The sequence below is a fragment of the Rhodococcus sp. P4_E4 genome, from assembly GCF_056401575.1.
On record NZ_JBFUJB010000003.1, the window covers coordinates 31,295 to 54,637 of the forward strand.

General features: G+C 62.3%; 21 protein-coding genes. 12 read left to right on the forward strand and 9 right to left on the reverse strand.

Features of this window, described 5'->3' with window-relative positions; all coding sequences use genetic code 11:
* Positions 1-10: 10 nt before the first annotated feature.
* Positions 11-943 carry a tyrosine-protein phosphatase gene (locus tag AC1DVN_RS04550; RefSeq protein WP_477993541.1) on the reverse strand — a complete coding sequence of 311 codons (933 nt, stop codon included), beginning with the start codon at positions 941-943 and terminating at the stop codon, positions 11-13.
* Positions 944-1,193: 250 nt separating this feature from the next.
* Here AC1DVN_RS04550 and AC1DVN_RS04555 point away from each other — a divergent pair, with 250 nt between their 5' ends.
* The 3 genes from AC1DVN_RS04555 to AC1DVN_RS04565 all read left to right on the forward strand — a co-directional run bounded on the left by AC1DVN_RS04555 (position 1,194) and on the right by AC1DVN_RS04565 (position 5,388).
* Positions 1,194-2,228 carry an ABC transporter substrate-binding protein gene (locus AC1DVN_RS04555; protein ID WP_020906369.1) on the forward strand — a complete coding sequence of 345 codons (1,035 nt, stop codon included), beginning with the start codon at positions 1,194-1,196 and terminating at the stop codon, positions 2,226-2,228.
* A gap of 155 nt (positions 2,229-2,383) precedes the next feature.
* Entirely contained in the window at positions 2,384-3,277 is an 894-nt protein-coding gene (locus tag AC1DVN_RS04560; protein WP_019747067.1) for a phosphoribosylaminoimidazolesuccinocarboxamide synthase, read from the forward strand.
* Entirely contained in the window at positions 3,274-5,388 is a 2,115-nt protein-coding gene (locus AC1DVN_RS04565; protein ID WP_269577651.1) for a S9 family peptidase, read from the forward strand. The genes AC1DVN_RS04560 and AC1DVN_RS04565 overlap by 4 nt, the downstream gene beginning before the upstream one ends.
* A gap of 12 nt (positions 5,389-5,400) precedes the next feature.
* On the opposite strand, the gene AC1DVN_RS04570 is transcribed toward AC1DVN_RS04565, so the two are convergent.
* Together AC1DVN_RS04570 and AC1DVN_RS04575 are read right to left on the reverse strand one after the other, a co-directional pair.
* Positions 5,401-6,090: a response regulator gene (locus tag AC1DVN_RS04570; protein ID WP_003945570.1), complete on the reverse strand. Its 690-nt coding sequence runs from the start codon at positions 6,088-6,090 to the stop codon at positions 5,401-5,403.
* Positions 6,087-7,673, reverse strand: coding sequence for a sensor histidine kinase (locus tag AC1DVN_RS04575; RefSeq protein WP_019747069.1), 1,587 nt, complete (start codon positions 7,671-7,673; stop codon positions 6,087-6,089). Before AC1DVN_RS04575 ends, AC1DVN_RS04570 begins: the two co-directional genes overlap by 4 nt.
* Positions 7,674-7,792: 119 nt before the next feature.
* Between AC1DVN_RS04575 and AC1DVN_RS04580 the strand changes: the two genes are divergently transcribed.
* Positions 7,793-9,205 carry a C4-dicarboxylate transporter DctA gene (locus AC1DVN_RS04580; protein WP_003945501.1) on the forward strand — a complete coding sequence of 471 codons (1,413 nt, stop codon included), beginning with the start codon at positions 7,793-7,795 and terminating at the stop codon, positions 9,203-9,205.
* A gap of 131 nt (positions 9,206-9,336) precedes the next feature.
* On the opposite strand, the gene AC1DVN_RS04585 is transcribed toward AC1DVN_RS04580, so the two are convergent.
* From AC1DVN_RS04585 to AC1DVN_RS04595, 3 genes are all read right to left on the reverse strand, one after another.
* Positions 9,337-10,560: an acyl-CoA dehydrogenase family protein gene (locus AC1DVN_RS04585; protein ID WP_019747070.1), complete on the reverse strand. Its 1,224-nt coding sequence runs from the start codon at positions 10,558-10,560 to the stop codon at positions 9,337-9,339.
* Complete coding sequence (locus AC1DVN_RS04590) at positions 10,557-11,834, reverse strand: acyl-CoA dehydrogenase family protein (RefSeq protein ID WP_477993544.1); 1,278 nt, start codon at positions 11,832-11,834, stop codon at positions 10,557-10,559. The genes AC1DVN_RS04585 and AC1DVN_RS04590 overlap by 4 nt, the downstream gene beginning before the upstream one ends.
* 125 nt (positions 11,835-11,959) lie before the next feature.
* Positions 11,960-12,946 carry a sucrase ferredoxin gene (locus tag AC1DVN_RS04595; RefSeq protein WP_019747072.1) on the reverse strand — a complete coding sequence of 329 codons (987 nt, stop codon included), beginning with the start codon at positions 12,944-12,946 and terminating at the stop codon, positions 11,960-11,962.
* Between the two features lie 122 nt (positions 12,947-13,068).
* Here AC1DVN_RS04595 and AC1DVN_RS04600 point away from each other — a divergent pair, with 122 nt between their 5' ends.
* From AC1DVN_RS04600 to AC1DVN_RS04615, 4 genes are all read left to right on the forward strand, one after another.
* Positions 13,069-14,007 (forward strand): ABC transporter substrate-binding protein, encoded by a 939-nt coding sequence (locus AC1DVN_RS04600; protein ID WP_020906375.1) that lies wholly within the window; start codon positions 13,069-13,071, stop codon positions 14,005-14,007.
* Positions 14,008-14,087: 80 nt separating this feature from the next.
* Complete coding sequence (locus AC1DVN_RS04605; protein WP_003945816.1) at positions 14,088-14,585, forward strand: glutathione peroxidase; 498 nt, start codon at positions 14,088-14,090, stop codon at positions 14,583-14,585.
* A 100-nt stretch (positions 14,586-14,685) separates the two neighbouring features.
* A complete protein-coding gene (locus tag AC1DVN_RS04610) occupies positions 14,686-15,390 on the forward strand; it encodes a DUF2334 domain-containing protein (protein ID WP_477993547.1) in 705 nt (234 codons plus the stop codon).
* 226 nt (positions 15,391-15,616) lie between these two features.
* Positions 15,617-16,978 (forward strand): Ig-like domain-containing protein, encoded by a 1,362-nt coding sequence (locus AC1DVN_RS04615; RefSeq protein ID WP_308372000.1) that lies wholly within the window; start codon positions 15,617-15,619, stop codon positions 16,976-16,978.
* 8 nt (positions 16,979-16,986) lie between these two features.
* On the opposite strand, the gene AC1DVN_RS04620 is transcribed toward AC1DVN_RS04615, so the two are convergent.
* The gene (locus AC1DVN_RS04620) at positions 16,987-17,634 is read right to left on the reverse strand and encodes an MBL fold metallo-hydrolase (RefSeq protein ID WP_029254557.1); all 648 of its coding nucleotides are present in this window, start codon (positions 17,632-17,634) and stop codon (positions 16,987-16,989) included.
* A gap of 165 nt (positions 17,635-17,799) precedes the next feature.
* Between AC1DVN_RS04620 and purS the strand changes: the two genes are divergently transcribed.
* Both purS and purQ read left to right on the forward strand, forming a co-directional pair.
* Positions 17,800-18,039 (forward strand): phosphoribosylformylglycinamidine synthase subunit PurS, encoded by a 240-nt coding sequence (gene purS, locus AC1DVN_RS04625; RefSeq protein ID WP_003945817.1) that lies wholly within the window; start codon positions 17,800-17,802, stop codon positions 18,037-18,039.
* Positions 18,036-18,713, forward strand: coding sequence for a phosphoribosylformylglycinamidine synthase subunit PurQ (gene purQ, locus AC1DVN_RS04630; RefSeq protein ID WP_019747077.1), 678 nt, complete (start codon positions 18,036-18,038; stop codon positions 18,711-18,713). Before purS ends, purQ begins: the two co-directional genes overlap by 4 nt.
* Before the next feature lie 83 nt (positions 18,714-18,796).
* Here purQ and AC1DVN_RS04635 read toward each other — a convergent pair whose 3' ends face one another.
* On the reverse strand, positions 18,797-20,017 hold the full coding sequence (locus AC1DVN_RS04635) for a pyridoxal phosphate-dependent aminotransferase (protein WP_019747078.1): 1,221 nt from the start codon (positions 20,015-20,017) through the stop codon (positions 18,797-18,799).
* A gap of 138 nt (positions 20,018-20,155) precedes the next feature.
* Here AC1DVN_RS04635 and AC1DVN_RS04640 point away from each other — a divergent pair, with 138 nt between their 5' ends.
* Positions 20,156-21,562 (forward strand): aminotransferase-like domain-containing protein, encoded by a 1,407-nt coding sequence (locus tag AC1DVN_RS04640; protein ID WP_166501890.1) that lies wholly within the window; start codon positions 20,156-20,158, stop codon positions 21,560-21,562.
* A gap of 57 nt (positions 21,563-21,619) precedes the next feature.
* Positions 21,620-22,066, forward strand: a complete 447-nt coding sequence (locus tag AC1DVN_RS04645) for a hypothetical protein (RefSeq protein ID WP_166501891.1) — start codon at positions 21,620-21,622, stop codon at positions 22,064-22,066.
* A 6-nt stretch (positions 22,067-22,072) separates the two neighbouring features.
* On the opposite strand, the gene AC1DVN_RS04650 is transcribed toward AC1DVN_RS04645, so the two are convergent.
* Positions 22,073-23,281 carry a macrolide family glycosyltransferase gene (locus AC1DVN_RS04650; protein WP_166501892.1) on the reverse strand — a complete coding sequence of 403 codons (1,209 nt, stop codon included), beginning with the start codon at positions 23,279-23,281 and terminating at the stop codon, positions 22,073-22,075.
* Positions 23,282-23,343 lie beyond the last annotated feature (62 nt).

A 23,343-nucleotide genomic window follows, 5' to 3' on the forward strand; every position in this document is an offset into this window, starting at 1 on the left:
GCTGGATCGCTCAGCCCAGCAGTTTGGCTTTGAGCGTCATGACGGTCGCCGGACTCAGACCCAAGCCCTCGGTCAGGTAACGATCGACCGACCCGTAGGTCAGGTCCAACTGGGCGAGGCCAGCATCGAGATAGCTTGCCTCGACACCCAACAGGGGCTCCATGTTGACGGCCATCTGTTCGCCCAGGCTCGCCGCGATACCCGCACGCGTGGCCTTCATGCCTTCGGCTGTGTATTCGTTGGTCAGCAAGTAGTCATTCATGATCACTGAGCGGTCGACACCGGCGATGCTCAGCAGCAGAAAGGACGTCCAGCCGGTGCGGTCTTTACCTGCAGTGCAATGGAAGACCTGTGCGCCTTCGGTTTCCGCGAGGCCCGTGAGCAACTGTGCGAACCCGGCTCGCTCCGTCGCTCCGGTGACGAAGGCGCGGTTCATGTCCTGCATCATCGATCGTGAGTCATCGGGGGACTTGATCTTCGCGACCATCTCGGCGATGTTCCCGGACAGGATCGGAATGTTCTCGTACGCAACCCCGTTGGGCAGGACATCCGGCTTGCTGGCGATCTCGGGTTCCGTGCGCAGATCGTAAACCTTTGTCAGTCCCAGCTTTTCGAGAATGCTCATGTCATCGCCCTTGGGCGTGATCGCGTTCGCGCGGTAGAAGACTCCCTTGTTCACGGGCAGACCGAGAGTTCCCGAGTATCCGGCGCCGGTGCCTGCGACGTCGCGGAAATTGTCGATCCCGGTCAGCCGCGGAGCATCTGGGGTTTGCTCGGCACTGCCGAAGTTGCTGGATCCGAAATCCAGTGAGCCGAACTGTGGAGCCGAGGGGGCAGGTCCGGCGTGCGCGATCGAGGCGCCGAAACCGGTGATGAGAAAGCTGCTGGTCAACGCAATGGCCGCGGCAGACCGTAGCGAGCACGTGCGCGTGGATCGGGACATGTGTGAGCCCTTCGTCGAGCGGAGAGAGTGGCTGGTCGATGAGGTATCGCGAAGGCAAGGTAGCGAGTTCACGTGTCCGATTCGAGAGGAATCTTGCTTTGCTCCCTCTCAGTGGGAGGCGTGCTGCTGTGAGCGTGAGTGACTCGGGAGGCGCAGTTCATTCCTCGAGACCTGTGTTTGTGTAAAGGTCCAGTGCCCTGATATTGGTTAGCCTCACCAAATCAATTCCGGAGCAGTCCGGTGCGTTCAGATGGAGTTCAACATGCGGGTTCAAGGTCTGTCGTGGTTTCGCCGCGCAGTGGTGATCGGCGCAGCAGCTGCGCTGGCGGTCGGCGTCGCCGGCTGCAGCAACTCCGAGGAGGCGTCGTCCGAATCGTCGACGACAGCCGCGAGCTCGCAGACCCGTGTCTTCGAGGCACAGAACGGATCCATCGAGATCCCGAGCGACCCGCAGCGGATCGTGGCCTGCGGATACGCAGTTCTGCCGCTGATTCAGGCGGGAGCGAACCTGGCAGCAGTATGTGAGTGGACCCGTGAACTCGGCAACATGGACGACAAGACCAAGGCCGCTTACGAAGCTCTGCCGAAGGTCGCGCCCGACGGCAACGTCTCCCAGCTCAACTACGAGGGAATCGTCGCTGCCGAGCCCGATCTGATCATCATGGGTGTTCCCGCTCGTGTCGAAAGCCAGCTGGACATGGCGCAGCTCAAGGCGGCCGCTCCCGTCGTCTTCCTGGGACCGACGGTTCCTGCTGATTGGCGAGTGCTGGGCGAGCAGTTCGCCGATGCCGCGAATGTCTCCGACACCTACGGCGAGTTCAAGGACGACTACGACGCCAAAACCGCCGAACTGGCCGCGAAGTACAAGGACAAGCTCGGCTCGCTGACCTTCGGCGGCGTGTGCAACGTCTGCAAGCCCGAGGCCGGAACCTTCTCACGCGAGTACGCGTCTTCGTACACGACCAATCTCTTCGACGGACTCGGACTGCAGTTCCCCGGCACCCCCGCAGACCCCGCCGACATCCACGTCGAACAGGTATCCATCGAGAAGATCGGCGAAAATCTCGGAAATGTCGACGTGATCGTCTACGGCCTCAACGCCGATGGCTCGATGTCTCCGCAGTTGCAGGAGCTGGTCAATTCCGAGCTGTGGAAGGAATTGCCCGCAGTGAAGGCCGGCAACGTCGTCCAGGTCCAGCATTCGTTGGCCGCGACCTATCAGACGGCTCTTCTGACGCTGGATTCGATCGACGAGGGCCTGTCGAAGCTGCCCGCAAACCAGTAATTCATCGACTGTGACGGTGGCCTCTCGCCTGCTGGCGAGGGGCCACCTGCATATCCGGATGAGCAGGGCGGACAGCTCTCCGAACGGCGAGGACGCTTACCTGTACCGGCTACCGGGGTTCTGTACGAACTGCGAACGCCCGATAGGGTGACCGGGTGCGTCCTACACTTGATTCCTACACTCATCTGGCCGGTGGCAAGGTCCGTGACCTTTACACGATCGACGACGAGCATCTGCTGCTTGTCGCGAGTGATCGGATCTCGGCCTACGACCACGTGCTCAGCACGCCGATCCCCGACAAGGGTCGCGTGCTCACCGCGATGAGCGTGTTCTTCTTCAACGTCCTCGGTGGCACCAACCACCTGGCCGGCGAGCCCGACGACGATCGCATCCCGGAAGAGGTTCTCGGCCGCGCGCTCGTAGTGCGCTCCCTCGACATGGTTCCCGTCGAATGCGTCGTTCGTGGCTTCCTCACCGGCTCCGGCCTGGTCGACTACAACAACACCGGCGCAGTGTGCGGCGTCGCGTTGCCCGAGGGCCTCGTCGAGGCGTCGCGGCTGCCCGACCCCATCTTCACCCCGGCGTCCAAGGCAGCTCTCGGGGATCACGACGAGAACATCAGCTTCGATCAGGTAGTGGAGAAGGTCGGCCAGAAGCTGGCAGTGCAGCTTCGCGAGGACACTCTCGACGTTTATGCCCGCGCCTCCAACTTCGCGGCCGATCGCGGAATCATCCTTGCGGACACCAAGCTCGAATTCGGTCTCGACTCCGGTGGAAACCTCGTGCTCGCCGACGAGGTGCTCACCCCCGACTCGTCGCGCTACTGGCCTCTCGAAGGCTACGAAGCGGGCAAGGTGCAGCCCAGTTTCGACAAGCAGTTCGTGCGCGACTGGCTCACGAGCCCCGAATCCGGCTGGGACCGTAGCTCGGACACGACACCGCCGCCGTTGCCGCAGGAGATCGTCGACGCGACTCGGGCACGCTACATCGAGGCGTACGAGCGCATTTCCGGTCTGTCCTTCGACGATTGGGTCGGTCCCAGCGCATGAGCCTGATCCCGCCGGTCGCAAAGAAGGTCCCCGCCGAACGTACCCATCACGGACACACGTTCGTCGATGACTACGAGTGGCTGCGGGACAAGGACAACGCCGAGGTAGTCGCATACCTCGAAGCCGAAAACGCGTACACCGACGAGCAGACGGCCGCGCTCGAGCCGTTGCGCGAGAAGATCTTCCAGGAGATCAAGTCGCGGACGCAGGAAACCGACATGTCGGTGCCCACTCGCATGGGTAAGTGGTGGTACTACTCGCGCAGCGTGGAAGGCAAGTCGTACACCGTCCAGTGCCGGTGCCCCATCGCCGGTGAAGACGACTGGACTCCGCCCAACCTGACGCCCGGCGTCGAGCTGGCGGGCGAGCAGATCCTCATGGACGGCAACGTCGAAGCCGAAGGGCACGAGTTCTTTTCGCTCGGCGCGTTCTCCATCAGCGAGGACGGCACGTTGCTCGCGTACTCGGTGGACATCGTCGGCGACGAGCGGTACACCTTGCGGTTCAAGAACCTCGAGACCGATGAGATGCTCGCCGACGAGATTCCCGATACCGCGCCTGGCGCCACCTGGGCGATCGACCACAGTCACGTCTTCTACATGACGGTCGACGATTCCTGGCGTCCGGACACCGTGTGGCGTCACAAGCTGGGAACGCCGCAGAGTCAAGATGTTTCGGTGTTCCACGAGCCCGACGAACGGTACTGGGTTTCGGTGGGGTCTACCCGCAGTGAGAAGTACCTGATGATCTGGGTCGGTTCCAAGGTGACCAGCGAAGGCTGGATGCTGGAATCGGCGAACCCGGAAGGCGACTTCCGCGTCATCATCCCGCGTCGCGAGGGCGTCGAGTACGGCGCTGAACACGCAGTGATCGGGGGAGAGGACCGCTTCCTGATCCTCCACAACGACGTCGTGGACGGAGTCAAGGCGGAGAACTTCGTGTTGGTGGAAGCTCCCGTGTCGGATCCGACGAACATGACGACGCTGATCGAGCACAGCGCAGAGGTTCGTCTGGAAGAAGCCGAAGCCTTTGCCGGACACCTCGTCCTGAGCTACCGCCGCGAGGCGCTCACTCGGGTTGCCGTGTGGCCGTTGACGGATGACGGCTACGGCGAGCGTCACGAAATCGACTTCGACGAAGAACTCTTCAGCATCGGTATGGGGTCCAACCCGGAATGGGCGCAGCCCACCATCCGACTCGGCTTCACGTCGTTCATCACTCCCGGGCAGGTGTACGACTACTACGTCGCCAGTGGTGAACTGGCACTGCGTAAGTCGCAGCCTGTTCTCGGTGACTTCGATGCGAGTAATTACGAGCAGCGTCGCGACTGGGCAGTGGCCGACGACGGAACCCGCATTCCGCTCTCGATCGTGAGGCGCGTAGGTGCGCCGGAAGGTCCCGCGCCGCTGCTGTTGTACGGCTACGGTTCCTACGAGGCGAGCATCGACCCGTCGTTCTCGGTTGCCCGCTTGTCGTTGCTCGATCGCGGCGTCGTCTTCGTGGTCGCACACGTGCGCGGCGGCGGCGAGATGGGTCGTCACTGGTACGAAAACGGCAAGACGCTCACGAAGAAGAACACCTTCACCGATTTTGTCTCGTGCGCAAAGCATTTGATCGACACCGGTGTCACGGCGGCCGATCGGATGGTTGCCGACGGCGGTAGTGCGGGTGGATTGCTGATGGGGGCTGTCGCCAATCTCGCTCCGGAACTGTTTGCCGGCATTCTCGCCAATGTTCCGTTTGTCGACCCGCTGACGTCGATTCTCGATCCGTCGCTGCCGTTGACGGTCATCGAGTGGGACGAATGGGGAGATCCGCTGCACAACAAGGACGTCTACGACTACATGCGCTCGTACAGCCCGTACGAGAACGTGGAAGCCAAGGACTATCCCGCCATTCTTGCGATCACGAGCATCAACGACACCCGCGTTCTGTACGTGGAGCCGGCCAAGTGGGTCGCGAAACTGCGCGCCACGAAGACCGGTGATGCTCCGCTACTTCTCAAGACCGAGATGAGCGCCGGACACGGCGGTGTCAGCGGTCGGTACGAGAAGTGGAAAGAGGTCGCATTCGAGTTCGCCTGGGTTCTCGACACGGTCGGCGCAAACTAGCTTCTGTGTCAATCAGGTTCTGCGGTAACGAACCTGAGGGCGCCCAGCGCGCCCGTACTCGGTCTCCCGGGTGAGCATGCCGTCGTCTGCCAGCTTTTCCAGGTAGCGCCAGGCTGTCACCCGGGACACGCCGACCGATGCTGCCACCTCTGCAGCGGTCACGGGTCCCTCAGAATCCCGGACAGACGCTGCGACGAGCCCGAGTGTTTGAGACGCAAAGCCTTTCGGTGCCGCTGCTCGATCGTCGGACGTTCGTAGCGCGGACATCGCGCGGTCGATGTCGTGTTGACTGACCGCAGACTCTCCAGCGGGAAGTGCTGCACGATATTCGAGGTAGCGCTCGAGCTTGTCGCGGAATGCTGCGAAAGTGAACGGCTTGAGAAGATAGAGGACGATCCCGCGAGCCACGGCGCTTCGGACCACCTCCAGATCGCGCGCCGAGGTAACCGCGATGATGTCCGGACTGGGCCGCAACCCGCCCAGGGCGGAGGCCACGTCGAGACCGCTGGCGTCGGGCAACCCGATGTCGAGCAGGACCAGGTCGATGGGCTGGTCGGTGGCATTGGCCGCCGTAACTGCACGCACGGCGGCGTTCCCGGAATGAACCACGCCGTGGACCACGAATTCCGGCACACGCTCGACGTAGGAACGGTGTGCCTGCGCGATCAACGGTTCGTCGTCGACTATCAGTACACGGATCATCTCGGTGCTTCCGCCTCGCGCAGCGGGATACGGACAACCAGCATTGAGCCCATCGCCGGCTCGCTGGTGAGCGTGCCGCCATGCCGTTTCACGACTTGAGAGACCAGTGCGAGACCGAGTCCGCGAGAGCCGGATTTTGTGGAGTAGCCACGGCCCTTGGCCTTTTCGAGTGCTTCGGGTGTCATTCCCGGGCCGCTGTCGGCGACGGCAACAACCATCATCGAATCCTCTTCCATTACCGTCACTTCCACCCACGGAGACTCGCTCGCGCGCGATGCGTCAATAGCATTGTCCACGAGATTGCCGACCAGCGTGACCAACTCGCGTGCATTGAGCGAAGGAACCGGACCGAGCGCGGTGTCTTCCGTGATGGTCAGGTCGACCCCGCGTTCGGTCGCTTCGCTCATTTTCCCGAGCAGTAGTGCGGCCAGCGCCGGCTCGTGGACCGCATTCATCAGACGATCGATCAGCTGTTGGGACACCCGCAATTCGTTGGTGGCGAAGGCCACTGCGTCCTCGTTTCGCCCCAACTCGACCATCGTGATGATCGTGTGCAGACGATTTGCGCTCTCGTGGGCTTGCGATCGAAGCGACTCGGCAAAACTTCGTACCGAATCCAATTCCCCGAGTACGTTCTGAAGTTCGGTGTGATCGCGAATTGTCAGCACGGTGCCAATTCTGTTGCCCTCCCACTCAACCGGGTGTTGGTTGACCACCAGCACACGCTTGTCGGTGAGGTGCACTTGATCCTTCGCGGGAGAGGCGTCGTCGACCCGCATGGTCTCGGGGATGGATGAAAGTGGCACGGGCCCGTCCGGTAGATCGAGGAGGCGACGTGCTTCGTCGTTGACGATGTCCACTCTCGCGTCTTTGCTTCGGCCTTGCCCGATCACCACCAAACCCTCACCGATGCTGTGCAGTACGGCGTCGTGGTGCTCGTACATGGTGCGCAGTTCGTCCGGAGCCATTCCCAGGGTCTGTCGCCTGATGCGTCGGCTCACCAGAAGTGAACTCAGGAGGGCGGCAAGAAGACCGCCGCCGGCAACGAACAGGATGACCGGAACACTTTGGGCGAACTGCTTGCTGATCTGCTCGCGGGTGACACCGGCAGAAACCAGACCGACCAGGGTTCCGCCGGAATCGTAGACAGGAGTGACTGCGCGGATCGACGGCCCCAGCGACCCGGCGTACGTCTCCGTGAAGGTCACGCCGGCGAGTGCGCGGTCAATGTTTCCGTTGAACAGTTGACCGATCAGCTCCGGGCTCGTGTGGGTGAATCGAGTGCGATCCGGCGCCATCACCACGATGAAATCGACGCCGGTTGCCTGTCGTATTTTCTCGGTCTGTGGTTGCAGAATCGCGGTCGGGTCCGGGCTCGTCAGGGCTGCCGCCGTCGAATCCGACAGGGCGAGAGTCTGCGCTATCGAGCTCACCTGCCTGCGGATCGCGTCGTCGCTGTCTCGGCGTTCGTCGACAACTGCGAGCGCGGCCCCCACGCCGATGACCAGCGCCAACAACGCCAATTGCAGGAGCAGGATCTGCCTGGCGACGCTCATACGTCGGCCGGTCTTTCGTTCGACCATCGAGCGCCTCCTGAACGTAATGAACACAAACTTCCGGGCCCACCTGTTTGCAACAAGAATTCTCCACGACTCGAAGTGATCCCGATCACTTCACAGATATCCGATCCAAAGGACACCCCATGAGCAGCACGGCAACAGGGACAGTAGACGGTTCCCCACAGCCCGAGGGCACCAAGGCAAAGCGCGACAAGACGCATTGGCTCTACATGAGCGTCATCGTCGCGGTTATCGGCGGCATCCTCGTCGGTTGGCTCGCACCCGAGTTCGGTAAGTCCGTCGGTGTACTCGGCACGTTGTTCGTCAGCCTGATCAAGATGATGATCAGCCCGGTCATCTTCTGCACCATCGTGCTCGGCATCGGCTCGGTTCGAGCTGCGGCCAAGGTCGGCAAGGTCGGCGGCCTCGCACTCGCCTACTTCATCGGGATGTCCACCATCGCACTCGCGATCGGCCTGGGCGTCGGCAACCTGCTCAACCCGGGCAGCGGCCTGAACATCACGCCCAACGCGGCCTCCGTGGCCAAGCTTGCAGATCAGGCCCACAGCGCGGGCGGTACCTGGGACTTCATCGCGTCCATCATTCCGACGTCGATGCTGTCCTCCCTCACCGCCGGCAGCGTGCTGCAGACTCTGTTCGTCGCCCTTCTGGTCGGCTTCGCGATCCAGTCGCTCGGCAAGTCGGGTGAGCCGATTCTCAAGGCCGTCGGATACATCCAGAAGCTCGTGTTCAAGATCCTGACGATGATTCTCTGGCTCGCCCCGATCGGTGCTTTCGGCGCCATCGCCAGCGTCGTCGGCCAGACCGGTTTGAACGCCGTCGTCCAGCTCGGAACCCTGATGATCGGCTTCTACCTGACCTGCCTGATCTTCGTCTTCGGTGTTCTCGGAACGCTGCTGCGCGCCGTCACCGGATTCAACATCTTCAAGCTGGTCAAGTACTTGGCCCGTGAGTACCTGCTCATCTTCGCCACGTCGTCCTCCGAATCGGCACTGCCGCGTCTGATCGCCAAGATGGAGCACGTCGGCGTCGAGCGCACCACGGTGGGCATCGTCGTTCCCACCGGCTACTCGTTCAACCTCGACGGCACCGCGATCTACCTGACGATGGCCTCGATCTTCATCGCCGACGCCATGGGACAGCCGCTCGCCTTCGGTGAACAGCTCTCGCTGCTGGTGTTCATGATCATCGCCTCCAAGGGCGCTGCGGGAGTCAGCGGCGCCGGTCTGGCCACGCTGGCCGGTGGACTGCAGAGCCATCGCCCCGAGCTTCTCGACGGCGTCGGACTCATCGTCGGAATCGACCGCTTCATGTCGGAAGCGCGAGCGATCACCAACTTCTCGGGCAATGCGGTCGCGACTCTCCTGGTCGGCGCGTGGACCAAGACGATCGACAAGGAACGCGTCATCGAGGTGCTCGACGGGAAGATTCCGTTCAACGAAGCCACGATGCTCGACGACGAGGACGAAGAAGAGCAGCACAAACTCGAAACGGCTCCGACCGGCACCAAGCAGTCATTTGTGAGCCATCACTAGATACTTCCGCTCTGCTGAACGTTTGACCGCACAGCAGGCGCGGAACCCGATCTACGATCAGTGATCCTGGTCGTAACGATGAAAGAGACCGCCGCACTAACCGTGCGACGGTCTCTTTCTGTTCGTGGGTGCTATGTGTACCAGGTGGGTTCGGGAATCTCGCCGGTCAGAAAACGACTACCGACTTCACGGCGCTTGTACGCGAGCGGATCGTGAAGGGTATGCGTCCGGATGTTGCGCCAGTAGATATCCAGGCCGACATCGTTGGACGTGGCTCTGGCACCGGTCAGTTCGAAGATCTTGTTGCTGATCTCCAAGGAGACGTCGGCGGCGCGAAGTTTTGCGGCCGCAATGCGTACGGCGAGGTCGCCGCGAGCCTGCTCGGTGAGGTTTTCGCGAGCGTCGTGGAGCACGGCGTCGGCCTCACGGCTGACCTGATCCACGAAGGCCTCCGCCGCCCACAGCTTCGATTGCAAGTCGCCGTAGCCCTCACGGAGGTACCACTCGTCGGTTGCGATTTCGCGGTTGTCACCGCCGTACGGCCATGGACGCGTACGGGTTCGGGTGTACTCGGCCGCAGTATCCAGTGCGCCACGGGCGATCCCGAGGTAGAAGTTCGCGAACACGATCTCGATCGCGGGGAAGTTCAGGGTGTTGTAGACCAGAGGTTGGAATTCCTTGTCGACAAAGCCTGCCGCACTTGCCCAGTCGACCTCGACGTCGTTGATCTCGACACTGCCCGAATCGGTGAGGCGCTGCCCGAGGTTGTCCCAATCGCCGCGAAAGACTATGCCGTCCTGAGCAGTCGGCACGATAGCGAACACATGCGTCGCAGTTCCGTCGATGATTCCTTCGAGCACCGTGAGGTCGGTGACTCGTCCGCCGGTGGAAAACGACTTCACACCGTTGAATACCAGGGTGTCTCCGCGATCCACGACGGTGAGGTCGGTGTCTCGAGGGTTCACCGCGCCGCCGAAGAAGAATCGGTTGCTCGTGTACAGCTCCTCGACAGCGGAGATCTGCGGATCGGTTCCGACCAATCTGGCTGCCCATGCCCACAGGTAGTGATACCCGAGCAGTTGCCCGATCGAGCCGTCGGCGCGCGCGATCTCCCGAACCACCTTGTAGGCGGTCTCCCATCGCTGCCCACCGCCGCCGAACTCGATCGGACCCAGCAGTGTCACCAGACCACTGTCCTTGAGCAGCTGGACTTCTCGGAACGGTGGTTCGCCGGCTCGGTCGCGGGCGAGCGCGTCGACGGCAAGGACGTTGCTCACCTCGCGAGCGCGGTCGATCCAGCCTTCGGATGTGTCGGGAACGCCGACGAAGACTTCGGTTTCACTGGTCACGGTCATGCCTGTACATCCTTTTCGGTCGGTGCAGTCCCGATGGCCCACACGTAAATCGGTTCGGTTCCGTTGATTTCGTAGTCGCCGACAACTCTGGATTTGAAGACGACCGGATTATGACTGGCCACGGTGCGCGCGTTGCGCCAGAACCGATCGAGATCGAGGTCGCGACTCACTCCGGAAGCGCCGAGTGCGTCGAAGATCTTGGCCGTGGCTGGAACGACGAGTCCGATCGAGGCGACTTGCCCTCGCCCCGAATCGATTTCGGCTGCGATGTTGGCGGCTTTCTCTTCCTCCGGCGAGCCGGAGAATGCGGCTTCGTATGCCCATTGGGACGACTGTGCTGCGTGCAGCGCCACGGCCTCGGCTGCAAAGGCAGCCGAGGACACCTCGCCGACAACTTGCTGGATCTGCGAATCCTGCGCGTATCTCGGAGCGTTGCCGTGACTGAAGGTTCGAGTACGAGAGGCGACTCGACGAGAGATCTCGGTTGTCGCAGCCTTGGCGATGCCGGCGAGAGTGGCGAGATGGAACAGTTGGTAGAACGCGGTCTGGTATTTGAATCGCATCGAGAAATCGAAGATGTTCTCCGGCTGGACTATTGCGTTCTCGTAGACGGACGAGCCGGAGCCAGTCGTCTGCTGGCCGAACCCGTTCCAGTCGTCACTGTGTGTGACACCGGGTTGTCTCGCTTCGACTGCGGCGATCACGAATGCGCCGGTGTCGGTGCGCTGCGAGTACAGGTCGATCCAGTCGGCGAAAATGGAACCCGTGCTGTAGAACTTTGCCCCGTTCGCCAGGAAATGGTCGGCATCGGGTGCGGGCGAGACCTTGGTGTTGGCTTCGCCCAATGCAACGTCGCCGATTTCGGTCCACGCGTTGCCGACCAACTGTCCCTCCGCGAAGCGTCGGAGCCAGGTGTCACGCTCAGGCCCGGGGTCGGCGACCAGTCGGTCTTCGACAAACGCGAAATGACCGCGCAGTGCCTGGGTGATGTTGGAATCGGCGCTCGACAACTCGACTAGTAACCGGATCAATTGCGGGATGCTCGCGCCGGATCCACCGTGTGTTGTCGGCACCCGAACGGCGCCGAAGCCTGCTTTCTTGAGTGCGTCGATCTGTTGGAAGGGAAGCACGTGATCGCGTTCGCGTTCGACGACGGCTTGTGCGATGTCCGCGAAGATCGGACGGAATTTTGCTGCCAGTGTTTCGTAGTCGACCTCACTCTTGATCGGATCTGCAGACCGGGAAACGGCATTCGGCGTCAGTGCGGTGGTCATGGGAAGAATGCAAGCTGTAATCACCAGGGGCGTCGATCCTTCATCGCGACCTGATTCGAAGTGTTGTCAGTCCGCGCAAATCTCGGTTCGATGGCCTGCCGGGCAGTTCTACCGGAATCGAGTGGTCAGTGCGATTGCTCGTGAAGGTGTTCTACGATCCATCCGTTCCATTCGACAGTTCCTCCGGAACCGCAATCGTGTCGGAACGGCTGCCCTGGAGAGCCGGGTCGAACGACCACGCGAAAGTCTCTCGCCTCCAATCGAAGATCGACAGTCGTATGTTCTCCGTCGACGCTCTCGGTGACGCTCTCGAGTGCGTCCGTCCCGACGATGCCGGTAACGCGTCGGACTGCGTGTTCGGCGGCCTGAGCGGCCTGTGACAGTGCCGCTCGGCCGCGCAGGTGCAGCAGCTCCAATTCTCCGGCTTGGTATTTTTCGGCTGCATCGATCGCGGAGTTGCCGTCCAGTCGGCTGAAATAGACTGCGGCGGGCCACGCAATCATGTTGGCCGCGAATCGATCTCCGCCGATGTGACTGCATTCCCACACATCTGCGATCTGTGCCGCGTTCAGCGCCGACACGACCGGGCGACCGAGTTCCGCGCAGCACGCATCCTTCTTTCCATGTGTGCAGACTGCGAAGAGCGGTTCCGTGCGGGAGCGGCCGAAGTCGGGTTCCACACCGGTGGCCATCGATTCGAACGGCAGTACCGACAGGTCCTCGTATCGGTCGACCGACCCTTCCCGCATCCACTGACGTGTGCCGTCCGTCCAGGCGAGTACGCACATCGGGGTGAGGACTCGGCGGTTGCGGGGCCGCCGGATCACCACGAGGCGGATACGACCCTGCGCTGCGTAGATTTTTTCGGTGAGTGCGACTGGGAGAACGTCGTCAGGAGCGGACGCCGGCCAGGGGCCTGGGTGCTCGATCAACACCCACAGATGTGTCATTCCGGCGCGACCGACCATCGGTTCGCCGGCGGTCGACGACTGCCGTGTACAGGCGTGAGGGCGTCGACTGGTTTGCGGATTGGCGACAAATTCCGGAAAGCACTGCATAGATGCCTTCCCCAGGACACCGTCGCTGCAGGTGTGGCAGGGAAGGGAAGACATGATGAGGCTCCAGTCTCGTAGGTTAGGCTCACCAGACTATTGGATGGTGAATCCTTTGCTCAGCCGTGGTGAATGCGCGTGGCTGTGACGGTCGAAAGCAGTCGGTAACAGGAGTGTTGGGAATGAAACGCAGTAACTCGCGGGCGAAGTACGTGCTGGGTGGTTTTGTCCTCGCCGCCATCGTGGCAACGACAACGGCGTGTGGCAGTGACGACAAGACGGATACCGACAGTCAGTCCGCCGACACCGTGCACGCGGTCACCCATGCCCGCGGAACCACGGACGTACCGATGGATCCGCAGAGAGTTGTCGTGCTCGAGCCGGTTCAGCTCGACACATCGGTGGCACTGGGCGTGATTCCCGTGGGCACCGCGGTCCTCAGCGAGACGACCGGTGTTCCGGCGTACCTCGGTGAGAAGGCCGCGGAGATCGAGATGGTCGGCACCGTCGCGGCGCCGAACCTCGAGAAGATCGTCGCACTGAGCCCGGACCTGATCATCGGAACGGAATCGCGGCACGGTGATCTGTACGAGCAGCTCGCTGCCATCGCGCCGACCGTCTACATGGCGACCCAGACCGATCCGTGGCAGGACAACGTCCAGTTCGTCGCAGAGGCGTTGAACAAGACCGATCAGGCAGGCGAACTGCTCGGTGATTACACGGCACGCTGCGAGGAAGTGGCGAGCAAGCACAGCACCGAGGGCAAGACCGCTCAGCTCATCCGCCCACGCGACGACGTTCTGACGCTGTACGGACCAACGTCGTTTGCCGGAAGCACTCTCGAATGCGCGGGACTCACGATTCCCGCACGCGACTGGGAGAACTCGATCTCCGTCGACCTCTCCCCGGAATTCGTCTCCGGAGCCAACGCCGACCTCATCCTGGTCACCTCCGCGAAGCCGGCAGATGCCAGCACGATGCCGAAGGCCGTGGCGGACAACGCCGGATTCTTCCCGAACCCACATCTGGTCGACATGTCCTACTGGATCACGGGCGTCGGACCGCTCGGCGGCCTCACCGTTCTGGACGACCTCGATCGCATTCTCGGAGCATCGAAGTAGCAGTAGGTGAGAACAAGCAGTAGGTGAGAACAAGTAGTGGGCGAGAACTGGCAGTCGGCAAGAGTCGCTAAGTTGGACCTATGACAACTCCAGTACAGAACATCGCGATCAACACCCTCGGTGGCGTGCCCACCTCGTTGGGTGAATACGACGGCCGTGCCGTGCTCGTGGTCAACGTGGCATCCAAGTGTGGACTGACCCCGCAGTACTCGGCGCTCGAGAAGCTGGCCAGCGAGTACGCCGATCGCGGTCTGACCGTGATCGGCATCCCGTGCAACCAGTTCATGGGGCAGGAACCGGGTACCGCCGAAGAGATCGAGACGTTCTGCTCCACTACCTACGGCGTCACGTTCCCGCTCCTCGAGAAGATCGAGGTGAACGGCGAGAACCAGCATCCGCTGTACGCCGAACTCACCAAGGCTGCCGACGCCGAAGGCGCTGCGGGCGACATCCAGTGGAACTTCGAGAAGTTCTTGATCGGACCGGACGGCACCGTCGTCAACCGCTTCCGTCCGCGGACCGAACCTGACGCTCCCGAGGTTGTCGCCGCCATCGAAGCCGCGCTTCCCAAGAATTAGTAGCCGCGCTTCTCAAGAACTAGTAGCTGTGCTGAAAACTGCCGCCGGATGATCATCCGGCGGCAGTGTGCTGTTCACCCACAGCTGCCACTATCGGAGTATGTCCGCAGAACTGATCGTGTCGGTATCCGGAATCAGAGACGAGACATGTTATCTCGCTGCCGGATTCGCAGACGAGATGGACGCTCGAGGTGTCCGCCTGTCGCTCCTGGTGGCGCCGCGACTGAAGGACAAATATCGACTGGCCGACGACGCGGTGACGATGGCCTGGCTGCGTGAGCGTCGTGAGCACGGCGACGCCATCGTTCTGCACGGCTACGACCAGGCCGCGACCAAGCGTCGTCGAGCCGAGTTCGCCACTCTGTCGAAGCACGAAGCAAAACTGCGACTACTCGCTGCGGATCGGGTTCTCGAGCATGCAGGCCTTCGGACCCGGGTGTTCGCACCGCCGCGCTGGGTGGCGTCGCCTGGTGCCATGTCGGTGTTGCCGGAGACCGGCTTTCGGACGATGGCAGGCCTCGGCGCAGTACACGATCTGACCCGTGGAACCTTGCAGCGGGGAAGGGTTTTCGGTATCGGCGAGGGCTTCAAGGCCGAGCCGTGGTGGTGTCGCGCATTGGTTCTCGGAGCCGGGCGCGCCGCCAAGCGTGGGGGACTGGTCAGATTGTCGATTACTGCCAAGCAGTTGGGAAACGAGGGCCCACGTCAGGCTGTTCTCGACGCTGTGGACCTCGCGCTTTTTCATGAGGCCACCTCGCAGGTATACCGATGGAACTCCCCGTCGCAGGAACTCGGCGCTGCCTGAATTCGGTCATTGGCAACTATTCGATAGCTGCGAGATGGTGTCGTGTGTCCGGGTTGCCCGAGCAGGCAGAGTCTTCGCATTTATCCCGTTCCTTGCAGGCAGTAGGGCCGATTAGGTCAAAGTCGCATAAAGTGGACGTTGAATTCGAGTATGGCGTCGCCCAACCTTTTCGCTGCTACAGTGCGTGCAGTTAATCTGCCGCTAGTAGACGAAGTTGAGGTTCACCATGCGCGCACGAGGGTTCTCCAAGTCGGCCGAGGGTCTTGTCGCTCTGGCTGTGGGCGCAGTCGTCTGTGCTGCAATCGTCCCGGCAGTTGCGTCTGCCGCTCCGACCGGCGTGGTTCACACGCTGCCGACAGGCGGTGTCGACGGCGGTGCGAGCGAAGGCACCCGCACCGCAACTGTCGACGACGAAGGTGAGCAACTCACACTGCGGCTTCACAAGATGAATCTGCGGGGATCCGACTTCTCGATGGCCGTACAGGAAAGCGGCGGCGAGCTGACCGATGTGGTGATCCCGGCGCCCCGTTCGTACATCGGCAGTGTGGAAGGGCATCCGGACGCAATCGTCTCGGCCATCGTCGACTCCGCCGGAACACTGCGCGGGCAGGTGATTTTCGATCGTGGTGCTTCGATCGAGTTCGTGGGATCCGACGTGGTCGGTCGCAGCACGGCGCCGATCGACGCAAAACCCAAGTGGCCGACCGCCTCTATCGCGTCGGCCTCGGCCGCAAGCGTCGGCAAGACGGTGAAGCAGTTCGTGGTGGGATTGGATCTCAGTGGCGAGTGGTACTCCGCGCACGGCGCAGGCAGTCCCGCCGTCGCTCTGGATCGGGCCGAGGAATCAATGGCCCGAACCGCTGCCATCTGGATCAGAGACGTCGGAATTCGACCGAGCCTGGGTCGGGTTGTCCTTCGCGCCGATGCCGCGAGTGACCCGTATTCGAGCAGTTGTGAAAACCTCGACCAGTTGGAAGGTCTGTGGTCCGATCAGGTCGGGACGAGCGTCGACCAGGCGACTGTCGTCTGCGCTTCCGGTGGCGGAAATGCCTACTACTCGAGGTTCGAACTCGATCACAGCTATGCGCAGGTCGGTGCCGAGCCCGATGGCAACTTCAGCCGCGTCCTCCGCCACGAGTTGGGCCACAACTTCTACGCCGACGACTATCACGGCGGCGGCGCCGAGGGATCGACCATCATGAACGGCAACGACCTCTCGCGCTTCGACGGCACCGAATTTGCTGCCATCGTCGATGCCGCGGACGTGGCCTCGGATCGACTCGACGACGTCGGTCGGTACACGGCAAGCCCGATCCCGCCGTACGCCGCACTCGACACCGCGCAGGTCCGCTCAGGTGGCACAGTCACCGTCGACGCCGTCGCGAATGATCATGACAGCAACGGAGATTCGATCAAGGTAACCGGGGTCGAGGCGACGTCACTTCTCGGTGGCACCGTAAAGCTCGAAAACGGCGAAGTGGTGTTCGAGGCCGGAACGAAGACAGGCACCGACAGGATTCTCTACACACTCACCGACGCAGCCGGTGGGACGAGCACCGGCTGGATCATCGTCGATGTGAGTGCGTGAGGACTGAATCAGGCGACTTCGACGCTCGACTCCTCACCGAGAACTCGGAACTCGGTACCGTCGGCAGCCATTTCCGAGTAGCGACCGTAGAAGATGCCTGTGGCTTCGTCGCGGATGATCGCTTGATGGATGGGAACCGCGACGCGCGGCGCTACCGCGCGGAGGTAGTCGATGGCCTCCGAGATCTTGAGCCACGGTGCGGCGGCGGGAAGGGCAAGAACGTCGACCTTCTGTTCGGGGACGTAGAGGGAATCGCCGGGATGCATGAACTGCGCCGGGTTGGTGGCGTCGCCGAGGAGGAACGCGGTGTTGTCGATCATCGGTAGGTCCGGATGGATGATCGCGTGCTCTCCGCCGGTCCCGGTCACCTCGACGTCGCCGATGCTGAACCGGTCGCCCGGCCGGACTCCCGTCCAGCGGCCACCGAGCTTCTCAGCCGTCTGCGGATCGCTGTACAGCACCGCGTCGGGGTTTGCTTCGGCCAGTTCGGGCAGCCGCGCCGGGTCGGCGTGATCGGGGTGTTGATGTGTCACGAGGATGGCGTCGAGGCCGGTGATGCCTTCGAATCCGTGCGAGAAGTTGCCGGGATCGAAGAGGATTTTCGATCCGTTCAACTCCACGAGCACACAGGAATGGCCAAAATGTGTCAGTCGCATGATTTCGAGTATGCGCCGCCCTGGAGTGACTCGCAGGCGGGTTTCGCGGGTGTTGGCCGTCACGCCCCGATCACTCGATGCGAACCATCTCGGGTGCGCCCGGTAAACTGGCCATCACCCGAGCGTTTCACTCCGGGTTCGCGCACTAGTACCGAGGAGCAGCACGTGGCCCGTGTCGTCGTCGAAGTCATGCCCAAGGCCGAGATTCTCGACCCCCAGGGACAGGCAATTGTCGGGGCACTGTCTCGCCTGGGCTTTGCAGGAGTATCCGATGTCCGTCAGGGCAAGCGGTTCGAGTTGGAGATCGACGGCAGTGTCGAAGACGCCGAACTCGAGAAGATCGCCGAAGGCCTGCTGGCCAACACGGTGATCGAGGATTGGACCGTCAGGCGAGTCGAGGCATGAGCGCACGTATCGGGGTTATCACGTTCCCGGGCACGCTCGACGACATCGATGCTGCTCGGGCCATCAACCTGGCCGGCGGTGAAGCTGTCGAACTCTGGCACGGCGACGCAGACCTCAAGGGTGTCGACGCGGTTGTCGTTCCCGGCGGATTCTCCTACGGCGACTACCTTCGTTGCGGCGCGATCGCACGTTTTGCTCCCGCGATGGGCAAGGTTGTCGAAGCAGCCAAGGGCGGCATGCCGGTCCTGGGCATCTGCAACGGTTTCCAGATCCTCTGCGAAGCGGGTTTGCTCCCCGGTGCCCTGACCCGTAACCAGGGTCTGCACTTCATCTGCCGCGACGAGTGGTTGACGGTCGAAGCCAACAACACGGCTTGGTCCTCGCGTTACGAGGCCGGCGCCCAGATCCTCATCCCGCTCAAGTCGGGTGAAGGTCGCTTCCAGGCTTCCGAGAATGTTCTCGACGAACTCGAGGGTGAAGGCCGCGTCGTCTTCCGCTACTCGGAGGAGAACCCCAACGGTTCGCAGCGTCGTATCGCCGGTATCTCTTCGGCCAACGGCCGCGTCGTCGGTTTGATGCCGCACCCCGAGCACGCCACCGAGGCTCTCACCGGACCGAGCGACGACGGACTCGGCTTGTTCTACTCGGCACTCGACGCGATCGTCACTGCCTGATCGCCTGCTGATTTTCACCACTGAACGCCGACCGGAAATCCGGTCGGCGTTCAGTCGTTTGTGGGGGCGTCCCGGTTCTCGGGTTACTGGCTGTAGGAACTGAGGAAGTTGCCGAGACGCTCGAGGGCGGTCGCGAGGTCGTCGGTGTTCGGCAGAGTCACCAGTCGGAAGTGGTCGGGTTCGATCCAGTTGAACGCGCGGCCGTGACTGACCAGAATCTTTTCCGATTCCAGTAGATCGAGAACGAACCTCTCGTCGTCGACGATGCCGAACTTGTCGACGTCGAGCTTCGGGAACAGGTACAGCGCGCCGTCGGCCTGCTGACAGCTGATCCCGTCGATGCTGTTGAGCGTGCTGTGCGCGAGATCGCGCTGTGCTGTCAGTCGACCTTGCGGGAGCAGGAGGTCCTCGATGGACTGGCGTCCGCCGAGTGCGGTCTGGATCGCGTGCTGCGCCGGCACATTGGCACACATTCGCATGTTGGCCAGCAGTTTGATGCCTTCGATGAAACTCGACGCCCGCTCGAGTGGTCCGGTGATGGCCAGCCATCCGGCTCGGAACCCGCAGACGCGGTAGGCCTTGGACAGCCCCGAGTACGTCAGACACAAAACGTCTCGCCCGGTCATCGACGCAAGGTTTGTCATGGATCGGCCGTCGTAGACGATCTTCTCGTAGATCTCGTCGGCGAAGAGCATCAGGTCATGCTTGCGGGCAATGTCGACGAAGCGTTGCAGCACCTCCGTCGAGTAGACGGCGCCCGTCGGATTGTTGGGATTGATGACGACAATCCCTCGGGTGCGCGGAGAGATCCGGGCTTCCAGATCGTCGAAGTCCGGTGCCCAGCCCTGGCTTTCATCGGTGAGGTAGTGAACCGGCGTGCCGCCGGCAAGTGAAACCGAAGCCGTCCACAAGGGGTAGTCGGGAGCGGGAATCAGGATCTCGTCCTCGGGATTGCAGAGCGCCTGCATCGTCAGCGTGATCAGTTCGGAGACGCCGTTTCCGAGATAGATCTCGTCGACGGTGACGTCGGTGATACCCCGCGTCTGGTAGTACTGGACCACCGCGGTGCGCGCCGAATACAGTCCGCGAGAATCGCAATATCCCTGGGCGGTAGGGAGATTGCGGATCATGGCCATCATGATTTCGTCCGGTGCTTCGAATCCAAAGGGGGCCGGATTGCCGACGTTGAGTCGCAGGATCGTGTGTCCCTGATCCTCGAGTTCTTCGGTCTTGTCGAGAATTCGCCCTCTGATGTCGTACCTGACATTCTCGAGCTTGCGGGCCTGATCGATGGGTGTGTTCACGCGGTTACGTACCTCTCCGGTTCGGGTGGGCGAGTTGTGTTTCAGATGAGAAGGGCGCCTCAGTGTTCGGTCTGGAAACGGACATTGATTCGCGATAGCGCTAGCGGCGAGAGGGGAGTAGCGCTACTATGATTCGACATGTCCAATGATAGCAGTTCGAGGATTGTCGCAGCCTTGCGCGAATGGATCGCGACGGCACCTCCAGGCGCGAAGCTTCCGTCCACTCGGTCGCTCGTGAGCCTGCACGGGGCGAGCCCGGTCACCGTGCAGAAGGCGCTGCGAACGCTGGTATCTCAGGGGGTGGTGGAGGCTCGTCCCGGTGTGGGAACCTTCGTACGCGCCGCACGCGTCGTGCGACCCAACGATTACGGGTGGCAGACCGCGGCGCTCGGATCGCCGAACTATCGTCTGCAGCTGCCTATTGCGCTGCAGTCCACCTCCAACGACGTGATCGCACTGCATTCCGGCTATCCGGCCCGAGAGCTGTTGCCCGAAGGGCTGGTTCGTGCAGCATTCACCAGGGCGACGCGAACCGACGCCGTGTTCAATCGGCCCCTCGCTGCCGGGCTTCCGGAACTGCAGTCCTGGTTTGCCTCCGAATTGGGTTCCGCAACTCCTGCCGGCATCACTCCGCCGGGGCCGAACGACGTGGTTGTACTTCCCGGCAGTCAGGGTGGGCTTGCGACGTCCTTCCGCGCGTTGGTGGGGGAGGGGCGTCCGTTGCTCATGGAATCGCCGACCTACTGGGGTGCGATCCTGGCTGCCGCCCAGGCCGGAGTCACGGTCATTCCGATCTCCAGTGGCGCCAACGGTCCTGATCCCGAAGAGCTTTCGCGTGCATTCGAACAGACCGGTGCCCGTGCGTTCTACGCACAACCGAGCTTCGCGAGCCCGACGGGAGCGCTGTGGTCGCCGTCGTTGGCTGACAAGGTTCTCGACACCGTCCGTCGCCACGGCGCCTTCCTCATCGAGGACAGTTCGGCGCTCGACTTCGGAATCACCGCAGATCCCAGCCCCATCGCTGCACGCGACGACAGCGGACACGTCGTCTACCTTCGTGCACTGACCAAGAGCGTGTCGCCGTCGGTGCGAGTTGCCGGATTGATCGCCCGAGGCCCGGCCTACGAGCGGATTCTTGCTGATACACAGGCGGATTCGATGTATGTCAGTGGGATGCTGCAAGCGGTAGCGCTCGACGTCGTGACCCAACCGGCCTGGCGTACGCACTTGCGCCGGCTTCGTCAGCAACTCGAGGCCAGACGCGACCTCCTCGTGTCGAGTCTGCGCGAGCATGCGCCGGACGCTCACCTCGACGCTGTCCCGCAAGGCGGACTCAACCTCTGGCTTCGGCTCCCGGACACCACGAATCTCGAACGTGTCGTGCAGGACTGCCGCTCGGCCGGCGTCATCGTCGGGGCCGGTGACGATTGGTTCCCGGCAGAACCGACCGGAAAGTTTTTGCGGCTCAACTACGCCGGACCGAACCCGGGTGAGTTCCCCGACGCCGCCCGCATCATCGGCCGAGCAATCACACAACATATGTAGAACTTCACCTCGCTGGTGGTTGACCTGAACTTCCGTTGAGGTTTTATCGTCGTGTCCATGAACAAACAAGCGATGCAGCCACCGGCCAATCAGCCGATCGGATTCTGGACAGCGCGTGCCGGTGAAGCGATTCGCGCGCGCACGCGCGGAGCGCTCGAAGCAATCGGCGTGACCCAGCCGGGGTGGTGGGTCCTGCACCAACTTTCGCTGCACCCTGAAGGGGTGGAGCGAGCTGTCCTCCTGCGAACGATCGGTCCGAACGAATCAACCGACGTGATCGACGCGGCCGTCGACTCTGCTCTCGACCTGGGCTGGGCGCGTGAAGTCGAGTCTGTCCTTCTCCCTACTGATGCGGGCTCCCAGCAGTTCGATCGCGCCGCGCGGGTACAGCAGATGCTGCAGGAAGAGCGGATGAAGGGAATCAGCGAAGAAGAATTCGTCACCACCATCACGGTTCTGCAGCGAACCATCAAGAACGTGGGCGGCGACGCCTGGCACTGGTAGCCACCACTACCGCCGCCCGCTGTCTGGCAGGGCGGCCTCGATCAACTCGACGGCACGAGATACACCGCCCGCCGCTGCGAGTTCTTTTGCCAACTCTGCACTGCGTCGGCGGAACTCGTCCGAGGTCACCCGAGTCAGCGCCTCACGAAGCTCTACTGCCGTGACGGTGGCGCCGTCGACGCGTACTGCGACACCGGCGTCGACGAGCGAGTCGGCGTTGCCGAACTGATCGACGGCTTGCGGCACCGCGATCATGGGTGTGCCGGTCACGAGCCCCTCGCTGGATCCGCCCATACCCGCGTGGGTCACGAATATGTCGGCCTGCTGCAGAATCGCGAACTGCGGTACCCAGCGGTGTATTTCGACGTTGTCGGGTAGTGGTCCGAGATCCGAGATCTGCACCTGCTTTCCGATCTGGAGGACGACGTGCCAGCCGTCCATCGGGCCGAAAGCCTCGACGCAGGTGCGATAGAAATCCGGATGATCGGTGAAGGCTGAACCCAGCGAAATCAACACAAGCTTGCGTTCGGGATCCGGGTTCACCCAGGGTTGATTGCTCGGTTCGAGTGCGGGGCCGACAAACGTGTAGACGTCGCGGTTCACGCGATCGGCGTTGGGCTGCATCGATTCTGCGATCAGCACGATTGCACGGGGTGGGCGTCCGGTGAACTCACGCGGATCGACCTCGACGCCTTCGGCGCGGAAGAACCGGGCCTCGCGATCGAGTAGGTCGACGCCTCTCGGATCGGAACGAATCTCGTCGTACATCGGTGCGGCGTCGTCTTCGTAGCCGTCCCAGGCAACATACGTCGGCGACAACTGGATGATGGGAACGTTCCACTGCTGAGCCAGTATTCGCGCGGGGATCCCGGCGATGTCGTAGAGAAAGAGGTCGGGACGGTCGTCGTCGTAGATTTGGCGCAGCTGCGGCAGCATCGCCTCGTAGTCGTCCTGGAAAATCGTCAACTGATCGATCAGATCCCCATCCCAACTCTTCTCCGGTTCGGCGCCGTCAGGGGAAGGAACGAGGCTGGGCAGCGTGGAGACGTACGGTGCGAATTCGGCCCCGGTCGCCTCGATGACCTCGCGCATCGACTCGTCGTTGGCGTAGGTGACGCGGTGACCGGCGGCGACGAGACGCGCGATGATCGCCAGGCTTGGATTGACGTGGCCAGGTGCCGGAATGCTCACCATGGCGATATGTCTGCGGGTCATCGATCACTCCTGCCGTCTGACTGTTGTCGAACAACAACTGTTCTGGAACAACTCCGGATACC